The sequence below is a fragment of the Aurantiacibacter sp. MUD61 genome, assembly GCF_027912455.1.
Classification (GTDB): Bacteria; Pseudomonadota; Alphaproteobacteria; order Sphingomonadales; family Sphingomonadaceae; genus Alteraurantiacibacter.
In genome coordinates, this window is the sequence record NZ_CP115446.1 from 2,373,588 (window position 1) to 2,387,997 (window position 14,410).

Annotated in this window: 10 protein-coding genes; 7 read left to right on the forward strand and 3 right to left on the reverse strand. The window is 60.5% G+C overall.

What is annotated here, in order from left to right:
• Nucleotides 1–40: 40 nt before the first annotated feature.
• Entirely contained in the window at nucleotides 41–871 is an 831-nt protein-coding gene (locus O2N64_RS11400; protein ID WP_271077713.1) for an NTP transferase domain-containing protein, read from the reverse strand.
• 26 nt (nucleotides 872–897) lie between these two features.
• Nucleotides 898–3,561 carry an Rne/Rng family ribonuclease gene (locus O2N64_RS11405; RefSeq protein WP_271077714.1) on the reverse strand — a complete coding sequence of 888 codons (2,664 nt, stop codon included), beginning with the start codon at nucleotides 3,559–3,561 and terminating at the stop codon, nucleotides 898–900.
• A gap of 480 nt (nucleotides 3,562–4,041) precedes the next feature.
• Between O2N64_RS11405 and O2N64_RS11410 the strand changes: the two genes are divergently transcribed.
• From O2N64_RS11410 to O2N64_RS11440, 7 genes are all read left to right on the forward strand, one after another.
• Nucleotides 4,042–4,914 carry an N-acetylmuramoyl-L-alanine amidase family protein gene (locus O2N64_RS11410; RefSeq protein ID WP_271077715.1) on the forward strand — a complete coding sequence of 291 codons (873 nt, stop codon included), beginning with the start codon at nucleotides 4,042–4,044 and terminating at the stop codon, nucleotides 4,912–4,914.
• Between the two features lie 101 nt (nucleotides 4,915–5,015).
• Complete coding sequence (locus O2N64_RS11415; RefSeq protein ID WP_271077716.1) at nucleotides 5,016–7,553, forward strand: penicillin-binding protein 1A; 2,538 nt, start codon at nucleotides 5,016–5,018, stop codon at nucleotides 7,551–7,553.
• Nucleotides 7,554–7,655: 102 nt separating this feature from the next.
• The gene (gene prfB / locus O2N64_RS11420) at nucleotides 7,656–8,783 is read left to right on the forward strand and encodes a peptide chain release factor 2 (protein ID WP_271077717.1); all 1,128 of its coding nucleotides are present in this window, start codon (nucleotides 7,656–7,658) and stop codon (nucleotides 8,781–8,783) included.
• A gap of 55 nt (nucleotides 8,784–8,838) precedes the next feature.
• Entirely contained in the window at nucleotides 8,839–10,935 is a 2,097-nt protein-coding gene (locus tag O2N64_RS11425) for a beta-propeller domain-containing protein (RefSeq protein ID WP_271077718.1), read from the forward strand.
• A 50-nt stretch (nucleotides 10,936–10,985) separates the two neighbouring features.
• Nucleotides 10,986–11,795 (forward strand): class I SAM-dependent methyltransferase, encoded by an 810-nt coding sequence (locus O2N64_RS11430; protein ID WP_271077719.1) that lies wholly within the window; start codon nucleotides 10,986–10,988, stop codon nucleotides 11,793–11,795.
• On the forward strand, nucleotides 11,785–13,191 hold the full coding sequence (locus tag O2N64_RS11435) for an NAD(P)H-dependent flavin oxidoreductase (RefSeq protein ID WP_271077720.1): 1,407 nt from the start codon (nucleotides 11,785–11,787) through the stop codon (nucleotides 13,189–13,191). The genes O2N64_RS11430 and O2N64_RS11435 overlap by 11 nt, the downstream gene beginning before the upstream one ends.
• An 83-nt stretch (nucleotides 13,192–13,274) precedes the next feature.
• On the forward strand, nucleotides 13,275–13,895 hold the full coding sequence (locus O2N64_RS11440; RefSeq protein ID WP_271077721.1) for an alpha/beta fold hydrolase: 621 nt from the start codon (nucleotides 13,275–13,277) through the stop codon (nucleotides 13,893–13,895).
• On the opposite strand, the gene O2N64_RS11445 is transcribed toward O2N64_RS11440, so the two are convergent.
• Nucleotides 13,892–14,404: a DUF805 domain-containing protein gene (locus O2N64_RS11445; RefSeq protein ID WP_271077722.1), complete on the reverse strand. Its 513-nt coding sequence runs from the start codon at nucleotides 14,402–14,404 to the stop codon at nucleotides 13,892–13,894. The two genes, O2N64_RS11440 and O2N64_RS11445, sit on opposite strands and share 4 nt — an antisense overlap.
• Between the last annotated feature and the right edge of the window lie 6 nt (nucleotides 14,405–14,410).

The following is a 14,410-nucleotide window of genomic DNA, read 5'->3' on the forward strand; positions in this document are numbered from 1 at the left end:
CCCGCGCGTTTACGCTGCCGCCATTGCCCGCGCAATGGGTTCACTTCATGTCGGCGGGAATTTCCGGCTTAGGAATGTCCATGCCGAGGCGCTGGCCAAGGATCCATTCGGCAATCAGGAAGGTACGTTCATTGTCGACGTCGATTGCCAATGAACCGTCTTCATAGATGACGGGCCTGATATCGAGCCCGAAGCGCTTGCTGATCCGTTTGAGGCCGTGGGGCAGGGTGATCAGCTTCAGACCCATCAGAATTATGTTGAACAGGCCGAAGGCGCGGACCATGCGGCCCTTGTTCGACATGAACTGTCCGCCTTCGCGAAACACTTCCGCCGCGCGCAAACTCTTCTGCCCGTTCAGGCCGAACAGATTGCAGCTGGCGTAACCTGCATCCTTGAAGTCGTAAAAGCCGCGTTGGCCCTGGCGATGCACCGCCCATACGCGTTCGCGCGTCGTGAGAGAGATGATGCCGTCGCACTGGACCAGTGTCTCTCGCGCCTGCTCAAAGCCAGCGTGGGTGAGCAGGACATTGTCCGCCGTGGTCACGATGAACGGGCGATCTTCTCCCTGCATCGCGCCGATCACGCTTTCGACGATATTCGCGTCGGAATTGTGCAGGGTAATTGGGATGCCGCGCTGGCGAAATTGCCCAAGCGCCGGATCGACAGTCACCTGGCCCTCCGGCTCCAGCACCACGCGGATTTCCTGGACATCGGGCGACGTCGTCAGGACTTCCATCACATGTTCGATAAGCGGCCTTCCGCAAATCGGGACGAGCGCCTTGTGGCTCACTCCCGCGCGCGCAGCGAGGGGGTTGGTGACCCCCGTTCGCTGCGCGGCGAGAACGATGACTGTTACCGGCGTTTGCGACATTTCAGCTTAGCCTGAGCGCGCGGCGATCAGTTGCCGAATGTGCGTTGCCACCATCCACGGCGCGGTGTGCCGTCTTCATTGGTGGCATTGCTGTCGCCTTCGGCCTGTGTGCTGGCCGCTTCGGCGCCCGCATCGTCCGCTTTGGCAGCGGCCTTGGGCTGCGCCTTCTTGCGCGGAGCACGCTTGGGCTTGGGCTTTTCCTCAGCCTCGGCGCTTGCCTCTTCAGCCGGTGCCTCGATTTCAGCCTTTTTCTTGCGTGGCGCGCGCTTGCGCTTCGGCTTTTCCTCAGTCGCTTCAGCCGGAGTTTCTGCTTCGGCTTCTGGCGCAGGCTCTTCCTTTTTCTTGCGAGGAGCGCGCTTTGCCTTTGGCTTGGGCTTGGGCTTTTCCTCCGCCTGCTCTTCGGCTTCCGGAGCTACGTCTGCTTCGGGCGAGTCCTTGGCGTTTTCGTCAGATGAGCTTTCCGAACCGGTATCAGCAGCCTTGGCCGCACCACCGCGTCCGCGACCACCGCGACGGCGACGCTTGGGCTTGTCGCTATCGTCGGAATCGCTTTCGTCAGCTTTGCCGGCTTCGGACTGATCACCATGGTCGGATTCGCTGCCATCCGAATCATTGTCGTCATTTTGCTGACGGTTCTTGTTGCGGCCACGTCCACCACGGCGACGGCGACGGCGCTTTTTCTTGTGCGCGCCATCATCATCGTCGTTCTGATTGTCGTTGTCGCTGTCATCATCGGAGGAGGTGTCATCTTCCTCTTCGTCGTCGACGATCGGTTCGAACTTCGGGGCTTCGCTGGGCTTAGGCCCGGAAGACTGAACGCGCATTTTCGCGCCTTCATCCTCGCCCTCGGGCTTCACTTCTACCGTCACGCCGTAGCGGCTTTCGATCTCGGCGAGATCGGCGCGCTTGGCGTTGAGCAGATACACCGCCGCTTCGGTCGAAGCGTAGAGGGTGATCGTCGTGCCTTTGCCCTTGGCGGCTTCGTCCTCGATGACGCGCAGAGCGGAAAGGCCCGCGCTGGAGGCGGTGCGGACAAGGCCGGTGCCATCGCAATGCGGACATTCGCGGGTGGAGGCTTCGAGCACGCCGGTGCGCAGGCGTTGGCGGCTCATTTCCATCAGGCCAAAGCCCGAGATACGACCGACCTGAATGCGAGCGCGGTCATTCTTGAGCGCATCCTTCATCGCGCGCTCGACCTTGCGGACATTGCCGCTGCGATCCATGTCGATGAAGTCGATCACCACGAGGCCCGCCATGTCGCGCAGGCGCAGCTGGCGAGCGATTTCCTTGGCGGCCTCAAGGTTGGTGTGAAGCGCGGTCGCCTCGATCCCGTGCTCCTTTGTGGAACGACCTGAGTTGATGTCGATGCTGACCAGGGCTTCCGTCGGGTTGATGACCAGATAGCCACCCGATTTCAGCTGAACTTCCGGCGCATACATGGCGGAAAGTTGGTCCTCCGCGCCGTAGCGCTGGAACAACGGAACTGGGTCATTATACGCCTTCACACGCCGTGCGTGGCTGGGCATGAGCAGTTTCATGAAGGCCTTGGCGGACTTGTAGCCCTGCTCGCCCTCGACGATCACTTCTTCGATCTCGCGATTGTAGATGTCGCGGATGGCGCGCTTGATCAGGTCCGAATCCGAATGGATCATCGCCGGCGCGCTCGAAGACATCGTGCGCTCGCGGATCTCATCCCACAGGCGGGCGAGATAGTCGAAGTCGCGCTTGATCTCTGTCTTGGTACGCGAGAGACCTGCGGTGCGAACGATCAGGCCCATGGTCTTGGGCAGCGACAGATCGTTCACGATGCTTTTCAGACGCTTGCGATCGGAGCCACTGTTGATCTTGCGCGAAATCCCGCCACCGTGGCTAGAATTCGGCATGAGCACGCAATAGCGGCCTGCAAGGCTGAGGTAAGTGGTGAGGGCAGCGCCCTTATTGCCACGCTCTTCCTTTACGACCTGGACGAGAAGCACCTGGCGGCGCTGGATCACGTCCTGGATCTTGTAGCGGCGACGCAGTGCCTGGCGCTTGGCGCGGGCTTCGTCGATTTCCTTCGCGCGGCTGCCACGGCCACCCTTGCGGCCCTGCTGGCGACGACCGCGCTGCTGGCGACCACGGCCCCGGCCGCGTCCACGCTTGCCTTTGCCGCCATTGTCATCCTCATCGGATTCGTCGTCCGAGTCATCGTCTTCGTCGGAATCATCGTCATCTTCATCATCGTCTTCGTCGGAATCATCTCCTTCGAGATGACCTTCTTCGATGGTGGCGACGTGTTCCTTGTCGCTGGTGTCGATTTCTTCGAGGGCGACATCGTCCTCGGCCACTTCTTCCTCTTCGGGAGAAGATGTGCCGTCTTCCTCGTCATCCTCTTCGGCGCGAAGCTTTGCTTCTTCCTCGGCAGCGGCCTGTTCTTCAGCGAGCAGGGCTGCGCGATCTTCCGAAGGGATCTGATAATAATCGGGATGGATTTCGCTGAAAGCGAGGAAACCGTGGCGATTGCCGCCAAAATCCACGAACGCCGCCTGCAAGGACGGTTCTACGCGGGTAACTTTGGCTAGATAGATATTGCCTTTGATCTGCTTGTGTTCAGCAGATTCGAAATCGAACTCCTCAATCCGGTTTCCCTTGAGCACCGCCACCCGGGTTTCTTCCGAGTGGCGCGCATCGATAAGCATGCGCGTTGCCATTAAATATTCTCCAGGCAATTCGTGATGCAGCGACCGGGCCGGTTGAAGCCGGGTCGCTGGAAGAGAATTGCCGATACGTGTGAGCCCCGGCGCCAGTGCGCACGGGAATGATGATCGCTCCGCCGCCGTTCTTCATTGATGAAGTCGGGGTGGCGGGCTTGCGAATTGTGTCTGACGCGATGCGAAGGCGCAGGGATTTTTGCTGCGCATGGCCAGTTGCAGCCACCATGCACCCTTTGGTGCTTGGTGTGGCAAACTGGTGTGTGCTTTGCATTGCGGCATCAACCTGTAAAACATTCCGGAGATCGGCAGGATGCCTTTCCGGTGTGGCCGGAGTGCATTCGCATCCGGTGTAGGATTTCGCTAGCATCCGGGGAAAGGCTCGGCAACCTTGTTGCGCGTCTTGGTAAAAATCCGTTTGCATATTTGCGAAGGTTCGCCCCTCTTGGGGCCAAGGGGAAGAAAGGCGGCGCAAGGTCAATGGGCTATCGCATCCAGATCGGATTGCTGTTCGCCTTCCCGTTGCTGGTGATCGGCGCGCTATGGGTGCTGGGCCAGTCAATCCCGGTGCCTGTGCTCGGCCGCGCCTATGTGATCGACTTCGACTTGCCGGAACCGGGCGAGACAATCGGCTTGCCGGACGTGCAGGGACCTGACGATCTGACACGCCCTCTGGTGGTGATCGATGCGGGCCACGGCGGACCTGACCCGGGCACTGTGGGCGAGGACTATTACGAGAAAACCATTGTGCTGGGTCTTGCCCGCGCGCTTCGCGACAGGCTCATCGAAGAAGGCGGTATTCGTGTCGCCATGACGCGTGAGGATGACAGCTTCATCGTCCTGGGAGAGCGCGCAGAGATTGCCCGCGCGATGAATGCCGATCTGTTCATTTCGATCCATGCCGATTCGGCAGGCGACCAGGAAGGCGTCGAGGGCGCAAGCATCTACACGCTTTCGGAAACGGCATCGTCAGAGGCGGCCGCACGTTTTGCGGAGCGGGAGAACGATGCCGATATCGTGAACGGCGTAGACCTTTCCTCTACCGATGAGGCGGTGAACGCCATTCTTGTCGAGCTTTCGCAGCGGCGCACATCGGAGAATTCCGCGCAATTTGCATCACTGATCGAGCGTGAGGGCACCGGTGTGCTGCGCTTCCATCCACAGACACGGCGATCGGCGGCGCTTGCGGTCCTCCGCGCGCCCGATGTGCCTGCTGTGTTGTTTGAGGCAGGCTTTGTGTCCAACCCGGAGGAGGCGCGCACGCTCGCTTCGGCTGAGGGGCAGGAGCAATTCGCCGAAGTGCTTGCCCGCGCCATCCGCATCTACTTCGCACGGCAATCGGGCTCAGAGTAAGTTGAGCTGGGACTCGTCGCTGAGCAAAAACACGGTGAAACGCAGTCCAGCGCGCGCATTCACTGTGGCGAAAGCGCAAATCGGCATGCTAAAGCGCAATCATGAGTGACGATTTCGACGCCGATCCCGCAACCGGGACTGCCAGCTTTTCCCGCCGTCTGTCGCGCGGGGGGCAGGGCGCATGGGCAAATATTGCGGAGGCGTGGCGCACACGCAAATGGCTGCGCCTGCTGTTCTATGCGCTGGGCGGCGGTTTGCTGCTGGCGGTCGTTGGGTGGTTTGTGCTCGCCTGGAACCTGCCGGACGCTGAGACCTTGCTCGATTACGAGCCCAACCTGCCAACGGTTGTGCGCGGGATCGATGGTGAGATCGTACACCGTTTCGAGCGCGAGCGGCGCGTTGAGCTGAATTACCGCGACCTGCCGGAGCAGTTGGTCAACGCCTATGTCTCCGCCGAAGACGAAACTTTCTGGTCGCATAATGGCATCGACGCGGGCGGCTTTGTCGGCGCCGTCATCGACTACGTATCGAAAATCGGTTCGGGGGAGCGCGCTGTCGGCGGCTCCACGATCACGCAGCAGGTCGCCAAGAACATTCTTGTCGGCAACGAATATTCGATCACCCGCAAGCTGAAGGAAATGATCCTCGCAACACGTATCGAAGGCGTGCTGGAAAAAGAGGAGATCATGACCCTCTACCTGAACGAAATCCCGCTCGGTCGCAGGTCCTACGGCGTGCAGGCTGCAGCGCTGGCGTATTTCGACAAGGATGCAGACGAGCTCGAACTGCATGAGATGGCTTATCTCGCCGCGCTGACTCCAGCGCCGGAACGTTACAGCCGGTCGGCCAATTTCGACATCGCCCGCGAGCGCCGCAATCTGGTTCTCCGCCAGATGGAAGACAATGGCTACATCACGGAAGACGAAATGCGCACCGCGCAGGCCATGCCGCTGGGTATTGTCGATGGGCAGCGCCAGTCGCGTTCTGCCGATGCTGGCTATTTCCTTGAAGAGGTACGCCGCGAACTCATCGCGCAGTTCGGTGAAGAGTCGGAAGATGGTCGTAACAGCGTTTACGCAGGCGGGCTGTGGGTGCGCACTTCGCTCGATACCGAAGTTCAGGAAGCAGCGCGCAATTCGCTGCGTGGAGCATTGCTGCGCTATCACGGAAACCGCGGATATACCGGCCCGATCGCGACGCTGAATCCGGATAACGGCAGCCTGACCTCGCAGCTCGCAAGCTCCTACATCTCGATCAATTACGAAGATTGGCGCATCGGCGTTGTCACCGCGACCGATGGCGGCGCTCGGATTGGCTTTGCCAATGGCGATGAGAGCCCGCTTTCGGGCGCGCCCAATTCGATCAGCGTCGGGGACGTGGTCGCTGCTTCGCCGTCGGGCGATGGCTGGCGTCTGCGGGGTGTGCCGGAAGTTTCCGGTGGCTTCCTCGCGATGCAGCCCGATACCGGCCGAATTCTTGCGATGCAGGGCGGTTTTGACAGTCGTCTCGGTGATTTCAACCGCGCGGTGCAGGCCAACCGCCAGCCCGGATCGACTGTAAAGCCCTTCGTCTATGCCGCCGGTATCGATGCCGGGATGACGCCGGCAAGCATGATCCCCGATACGCAATATTGCTATTACCAGGGCAGCAATCTGGGCGAGAAATGCTTCACCAACTTCGGTGGTGGCCGTGGCGGCGGTGAGTATCCGATGCGCTACGGGCTCGAGCAGTCCAAGAACCTCATGACTGTGCATATCGCGATGGATGCGGGCATGGAAAATGTCATCCAGACGTTCCGCGATGTCGAGCTGGAACCGGAGGATATCCAGTACCAGCCCTATCCCGCCTATTCGCTTGGCTCGGGTGAGACCACGGTTGAACGCATCACCGCAGCCTATGCCGCGATGGTCAATCATGGCCGCCTGAACGATCCGACGGTGATCGACTATGTGCAGGACCGTGATGGCAATGTGATCTGGCGCGCGGATGAGCGCGAATGCACCGGCTGCAACATGGATGAATGGGATGGCGGCTCCATGCCTCGTTTCGGTCGCACCGGGCGTCAGGCAATGGATGCGCGCACTGCTTTCCAGACGGTCCACATGCTGACCGGCACCGTCCAGCGCGGTACGGCAACGCGACTTCGCGATCTCGACATTCCGATGTTCGGCAAGACCGGTACCAGCACTGGCCCGACCAATGCCTGGTTCGTCGGCGGTAGCCCGGACATCGTGGCGGGGACTTACATCGGCTTCGATACGCCGAGGAACATGGGTGGCTGGATTCAGGGCGGCAACACGGCCGTGCCGATTTTCCGCCAGTTCGTTGAGGAGACTCCCGGTCACTGGAGTGGCAGGCCGTTCTCGGCGCCAAACGGCGTTCGCATGGTCCGCATCGATCGGCGCACGGGCAGCCGTGTGTTTGATGCCTGGCCTAGCGACGATCCCTTGTCGACCGTGATCTGGGAAGCTTTCCAGCCCGACACCGAACCGCGACGAAGTGCGCGCCAGGATGAAATCGACGCCATGCGCGAACTCATCATCGCGCAATTGAGGCGGAGGGAGCGCGGCCCGAGTACCGACAGTGGCCCGACTGAGGAGCCGGAGAGCTTTGCCGAGGAGCAGGGCGGCATTTACTGACGCTTCGCACGGGATCGATCTGCCCCCGATCGATCGCAACCACTTCCCCTTCCATGCGAGCTGCGCTAGGCGCGGGCGCTTTCACAGTCGGAGAACAATGCCATGCGTGCCGAAGGGCAGGCCCATATCGACCGGATCGAAGCGGCGCTTGCGCTGGTCAAGAAGTCTCTCGACTGGGAGCATGCCCTGCGCCGTCTCGACGAGCTCGAGGCCCGCGTGCAGGATCCGGACCTCTGGAATGATCCGAAGCAGGCGCAGGCCATCAGCCGCGAGCACAAGCAGCTCAAGGACGCAGTGGAGACCGTGCAGGAAATCTCCACCGAGATGTCCGACGCCATGGAGTTCATCGAAATGGGCGAGGCCGAAGGTGATGATGATATCGTCGCCGACGGCATGAACAGCCTTGCCTCACTCGCCAAGCGAGCCGACCGGGACAAGGTCAATGCCCTGCTTTCGGGCGAGGCGGATGCCTATGACACCTACTTGCAGATCAACGCCGGCGCGGGCGGCACCGAAAGCCAGGACTGGGCGGACATGCTGCTGCGCATGTATGCGCGCTGGGCAGAGAAGCGCGGTTTCAAAGTCGAAACGGTCGAATATCAGGCGGGCGAGCAGGCCGGGATCAAGAGCGCGACGCTGCTGATCAAGGGCGAAAACGCCTACGGTTATGCCAAAACCGAAACGGGCGTGCATCGCCTCGTGCGCATCAGCCCTTATGACAGCTCGGCGCGGCGCCATACTTCTTTCAGCAGCGTTTGGGTCTATCCTGTCATCGATGACGACATCAATATCGAGATCAACGAAGGCGATCTGAAGATCGATACCTATCGTGCATCGGGCGCCGGCGGTCAGCACGTGAACACGACCGATTCCGCGGTTCGCATCACTCACCAACCGACCGGGATCGTCGTCGCCAGCCAGAACGATCGCAGCCAACACAAGAATCGCGCGACCGCGATGAACATGCTGAAAGCGCGCCTGTTCGAACGGGAAATGGCCGAGCGTGAAGCGGCGGCGGCGGGCGAGTATCAGGAAAAGACCGAGATCGGATGGGGCCACCAGATCCGCTCCTATGTCCTGCAGCCATACCAGATGGTGAAAGACCTGCGCACCGGCGTCACCAGCCCGACTCCCGATGACGTGCTCGATGGCGACCTCGACGATTTTATCGCCGCCGCTCTCGCCCAGCGCGTGACGGGTGAAAAGGTCGATGTGGAGGATGTGGAGTAGGCTTGTCGTCTACGCGCGTTTGACATAACCTCCTGAGAAAACAGGAGGGAATGCGATGCGCTTGGGACTGTTGGCTGCCACGTGTGCGCTCTTGCCGTTTTCTGCGGCTCAGGCGCAGGGGACATGGGATCATCCCTATCTTGAGGATCTGGCGACGCCGGAGCTTCAGACCTTCGAGAATGAGCGCGAATTTCGTCGCTGGGTACGCGATCTGCGTAGTGCACAACGCTACATCAGGGACAACGCCCGCGCCGAGCTTCCTCCGGAAATCTACGTCGCTGCGCTGCGGGTCGACAGGCAGGATCCCGACTGCAATCCTCTGTATGAGAACTGTCCAGCTACGGCTGAGGATGGGTCTGACAGGATCGTAGTCACAGGTTCGCGCGTCAGGCCAAGTACGATGTCTTCACCAATGGCCGTGACGGTGGCGGATGCGGAATCGATCACCAACAACCAGTCTTCCGGCGTAGATGAAGGCGACATCGTAAAGCGCATGGGCGACTATCTGCTCGTCCTGCAGGATGGCCGCATCTTCGTCGCTAATTTTCGTACGATGGAGCTGACCGATCGCATCGATGTCTACCGCACCGATGAAGATGGCGATCCCATAGGCGCGGACTGGTATGACGAAATGCTGGTGCAGGGCGATCACATCATCATCACCGCCTATTCCTACTATGACGATGCGAGTGAATTGTCGGTTTTCCGTCTGAACCGTGAGAATGGCACAGTCGAACGTCGCGGCGTCTTCCTGATCAGCAGCGAAGATTATTACGACGTCGACAATTACGCGACCCGCGTGATCGGCGATCAGCTGGTGATCTACACGCCCTATGACCCGACCGATCTCGTCAATCGGCGCAACAGGCCGAGCATCCGGCGCTGGGTCCCCTCGGATGACTTCGATGATGAGGATCGCGGCCGCGCCATTCTGGATGTGCGCGACATTTATCGCCCGGTCTTCGGCACGTTCGATCCCATCGTTCACACGATATCTCGCTGCGATCTCGGCGGCCTGGAGGAGGATAATCTCACTTGCGATTCCACCGCCTTCATCGCCGGTGAAGCGGCTGAGATGTTCGTCTCGCCCGAGAATATTTTCCTCGCCACCACGGCTGCAGGCTACAATGATATAAGCTCCTACCGGATTTGTCGTTCGCGATCCGCCGGTTTCGAGAACAACACGGAACCACCACCGGGCGCAGTCTTCCGCATTCCGATGCGCCGCCCGGATGAGGTCGATTTGCTCGCTGTGCGCGGAGTTGTCTTCGACCAGTTCTCGATGGACCAGCAGAATTCGCGCTTTCGCATGCTAACCAGCTGGCAGGATATCACCTGCACCGATTCCTGGTGGCGTAGCGAGAGGGAGCGCAGTGATATCGAGCTCGTCGACGTTCCGCTCGTCCGGTTTGGCACGCGCTACAGCGAGCCGGACGATGGGCGCTTTACGACCTTGCCGGAAGTGAATGAGGGCTTTTTCGAAAACCGCTTCGTCGGCGAGTGGCTGCTGTACGGAAGCCGTACCCGCTACGGTCGGCCGCCGGAAGCAGAAGAGGGCGATGTCTTCCAGAGCTCCGGCCTGATGGCAGTGCCGCTCGGTGAGCCGGACGATGCACAGCGCGTCCCGCTTTCGCACGAGATCACCCGGATCGAGTCACTCGGCGGGGACGCGATTGTGAACGGTTATCGTGACGATACCGGGCTCATTATCTCCTATCTTGATCTGGCAGAGACAGCGCAAGTGGCCGACGCCGCCTTGCTGCCGGGCCGGTTTGAAAGCGAGAGCCGCAGCCACGCTTTCAATGCGACGATCTATGCAGATGGCGATGGGCTGATGGGCCTGCCCACGGTTCGCTCCGAGCACGAATCCGGCCGCTACTACTGGCGATCGGACAATTCCGACATTTCATTCCTGCGGTTTTCTCCCAGCGGGCAATTGACGGACCTATCGGACGTTTCGCCCGCGCCGCAGGACGACAAAAGCGAAAGCGAGTATGAGTGCGAGGTGTCTTGTGTCGACTGGTACGGGAATGCGCGACCGATCTTCATTGGCGAAGGCGTCTATGCCCTGATGGGAACCGAACTCGTCGAGGCGCGCGCTCTGGAGGACCGGGTCGAAGTGCTGCGGCGGCTCGACCTGACTGCCGAATAAGCCGAAAAGCCGCTTTGCCTTCGCAGGCGGCACTCGCTAGAGCCAAACCCATGTCGAGAGGGATCGCCATCAGGATTCTTGCCGGGTTCGGCCTGTGCGCAGCGCTTGCCGCATGCGACACGGCTGCCGATGATCGCCCGGCGAGTTCGCAGGATTTCCCGCGCGCCTATCGCCCCGTGTCAGATGTCGGCAGCAACGCCTTTTCCACCGAGCAGACCCGTGACGATCGCGGCGAAGCGGAAACGGTGATGGACCAGGCCGCGATTACCGAAGGCATGACCGTCGCCGATATCGGTGCGGGTGAGGGATATTACACCGTCCGCCTGTCCGCCCGCGTCGGCCCGGAAGGGCGCGTGCTGGCGCAGGATATTGACGATGGCGCGCTTCGTCGCCTCGGCGGACGTGTTGAGCGCGAACGGCTCGACAATGTCTCTGTCATCACCGGCGGTATCGATGATCCGAATTTGCCGCCCGATAGTTTCGACCGTATTTTCATGGTCCATATGTATCACGAGATTACCGAGCCTTACGCCTTCATCTGGCGCATGCGTCCGGCGCTGCGCGAAGGTGGTCAGGTGATCGTGGTCGATGTAGACCGGCCCACCGATCAGCACGGAATTAATCCGCAGCTACTGTTTTGTGAATTCGAACGGGTCGGCTATCGGCTTGTGGAATTCATCCGCAAGCCCCAGATAGCTGGCTATTACGCGCAGTTTGAAGTCGTTGGAGAACGACCCGATCCGCGCGATATCGAGCCATGCGTTCAACCGGGCGACGATATTGAACAAATAACGATAGAGGAACCAGTGGGCGAAACCGTTTCGCAGCGTGATTCCTCAGGGGAAAATAATGACATTTAAGGGTCTTAAACCCATCATGTACGGTGGCAAGGAAGTCTGGCCGCTGATCGAAGGCGGTAAGGGCGTTTCGGCGACCAACCATATGTCCAGCGGAGCATGGGCCGCAGCTGGCGGCATTGGCACGGTGAGCGCCGTGAATGCCGACAGCTACGACAGCGATGGCAATCCCATTCCGCAGGTCTACCCGCAGGCCACTCGCGTCGAACGTTTCGAGCAGCTGGTCCGCTACGCCATTGATGGCGCTACCGAACAGGTGAAGCGGGCGCATGAAATTGCCAATGGCAAGGGTGCGATCAATATCAATGTGCTCTGGGAAATGGGCGGCGCGCAGCAAGTGCTGGAAGGGGTGCTGGAAAACTGCAAGGGCATGATCACCGGCGTCACTTGCGGTGCAGGCATGCCCTACAAGCTGGCCGAGATCGCCCAGCGCTTCAACGTGCATTACCTGCCGATCGTATCCTCCGCACGTGCGTTTCGCGCACTGTGGAAGCGCAGCTATTCCAAGGTTCCGGACTTGATGGCGGCTGTGGTCTATGAAGACCCATGGCTGGCTGGTGGTCACAACGGCCTTTCCAATGCCGAGGACCCGACAAAGCCGGAAGATCCCTATCCCCGCGTCGCCGCTCTGCGAGAAACCATGCGCAAGGAAGGCGTTTCCGAGGACACTGCAATCGTGATGGCAGGCGGCGTCTGGTACCTGCGCGACTGGGAAAACTGGATCGATAATCCGGAGCTTGGCCAGATCGCCTTCCAGTTCGGCACGCGTCCGCTGCTGACAGAGGAAAGCCCGATCCCGCAGGTCTGGAAAGACATGCTGCGCACGGTCGAGCCGGGTGATGTGCTGCTGCACAAATTCTCTCCGACCGGCTTCTACTCCAGCGCGGTGAAGACGCCGTTCCTCTACGATCTGATGCATCGCAGTGAGCGCCAGATTCCGATCTTCAAGCGCGATCAGGAAGAAGGCACAATTCCGCTGATGGATCACGGCAAGGCGAAGTATTTCTTCGTCCACCCGGGCGATCAGCGCAAGGCGCAGTCGTGGATGGCAGAGGGCTTTACCGAGCCGCTCAAAACGCCCGACGATACCGTGGTGTTCGTGACGCCCGAAAGTGCCGACAAGATCCGCACCGATCAGGCCGAATGCATGGGCTGCCTGTCGCATTGCCAGTTTTCGAGCTGGAAGGACCACGACACGCACACGACCGGTCGCCTTGCCGATCCGCGCAGCTTCTGCATCCAGAAGACACTGCAGGACATCGCGCACGGCGGTGACCCGGACGATAACCTCGCTTTCGCAGGCCATTCGGCATACCGCTTCAAGACCGACCCGTTCTATTCGAACAACTTCACTCCTACAGTGAAGCAGCTGGTCGATCGCATCCTGACCGGGGACTGATACTGGAACACCGCAGCGCGCCTCCACCGCTGCGGCGGACCTTGCGAGAGGGGCTGTCGCTTCCGCGCCTATTGCTCAATCCGTTGCGGCGGCCTGTTCCCGGTCCGAAGATCGGGCAAGGCCGCTTTGCGCTCGTCATTCCGGGCCTGACGACTGGCGATATCTCGACCACACTGCTGCGCCGCACACTCGCCGCGCGGGGCTTTCGACCCGAGGGCTGGGGGCAGGGCATCAACCTTGGTGCCGATCCGCAAAAGCTGGCCCGTCTCGAAGCACGCATTGCCGAGATGCACCGGACAAGCGGCCAGAAGGTTCTGCTGATGGGCTGGAGCCTGGGCGGACTGTATGCCCGCGTTCTCGCCAACCGCATGCCGGACGATATCGATATGGTGGTGACCGTCGCCACGCCTTTCTCAGGCAGCAGGCGCGCCAATTCGGCGTGGAAATTGTATGAGGCTTTGAACGATCACAAGGTCGACAATACCCCGTTCGATACCGATCTGGAGCAGAAGCCGCCCGTGCCAACGCTCGCCGTCTGGTCCGGCGTTGACGGGATCGTGTCGCCCGAATGCGCCTGCGGCAAAGAGGGCGAGCGCGACGCAGAGCTGCGCATCGATGCGACGCATTTCACCATCGGCACCTCGCGCAAATGCATCAACCAGATCCTCGCCAAAATGGCTGAGGTCGATCCGGCGAGCGCCTAGATCACCTTTTCCGCAGGCCGTGGATTGGGCCCGTAGCGGTTGTTGTCATCACGCGCAGGCCAGATGAGTAGCACGATCGCCGCAAGCCAGCTGGCCGCGTAGATCAGCTCGAGCCCTCCGCGATTGTACCAAAGATCATTGTCCGGATAACTCTCAATGGCATCGAGCCAGCCATCGTAGACAGCCAATCCGATGAGAACAAAGATCGCGAGCGCAAGCCAACCGGTTTTCCCGCTATCGTGCAGACGCCGGATGATCGCGGCGGGGATCGGCACAAGGAACGCGAGCATCACCGCGAGGCCGGCCCAGTCCGGAATAACTACGCTTCTGCCGAAAAGAAAAATCGCGCCCGCCAAGACCCACATCAGCACTATCGGTACCACACACAGCATCGCCAATTCTGTCCGCGATGATCGTCCGCGCGGGTCCCAGAACAGCTTCCACCCGCGACCATAGCTCGCAATGTCGGCGATGCAGCCGGGGCGCATTCTCAGATCGGCTTGGGCCACAGATCG

Coding starts and splice junctions, on each gene's coding strand:
- O2N64_RS11400 (WP_271077713.1), bottom strand. CDS start 871: ATGTCGCAAACGCCGGTAACAGTCATCGTTCTCGCCGCGCAGCGAACG.
- O2N64_RS11405 (WP_271077714.1), bottom strand. CDS start 3,561: ATGGCAACGCGCATGCTTATCGATGCGCGCCACTCGGAAGAAACCCGG.
- O2N64_RS11410 (WP_271077715.1), top strand. CDS start 4,042: ATGGGCTATCGCATCCAGATCGGATTGCTGTTCGCCTTCCCGTTGCTG.
- O2N64_RS11415 (WP_271077716.1), top strand. CDS start 5,016: ATGAGTGACGATTTCGACGCCGATCCCGCAACCGGGACTGCCAGCTTT.
- prfB (WP_271077717.1), top strand. CDS start 7,656: ATGCGTGCCGAAGGGCAGGCCCATATCGACCGGATCGAAGCGGCGCTT.
- O2N64_RS11425 (WP_271077718.1), top strand. CDS start 8,839: ATGCGCTTGGGACTGTTGGCTGCCACGTGTGCGCTCTTGCCGTTTTCT.
- O2N64_RS11430 (WP_271077719.1), top strand. CDS start 10,986: ATGTCGAGAGGGATCGCCATCAGGATTCTTGCCGGGTTCGGCCTGTGC.
- O2N64_RS11435 (WP_271077720.1), top strand. CDS start 11,785: ATGACATTTAAGGGTCTTAAACCCATCATGTACGGTGGCAAGGAAGTC.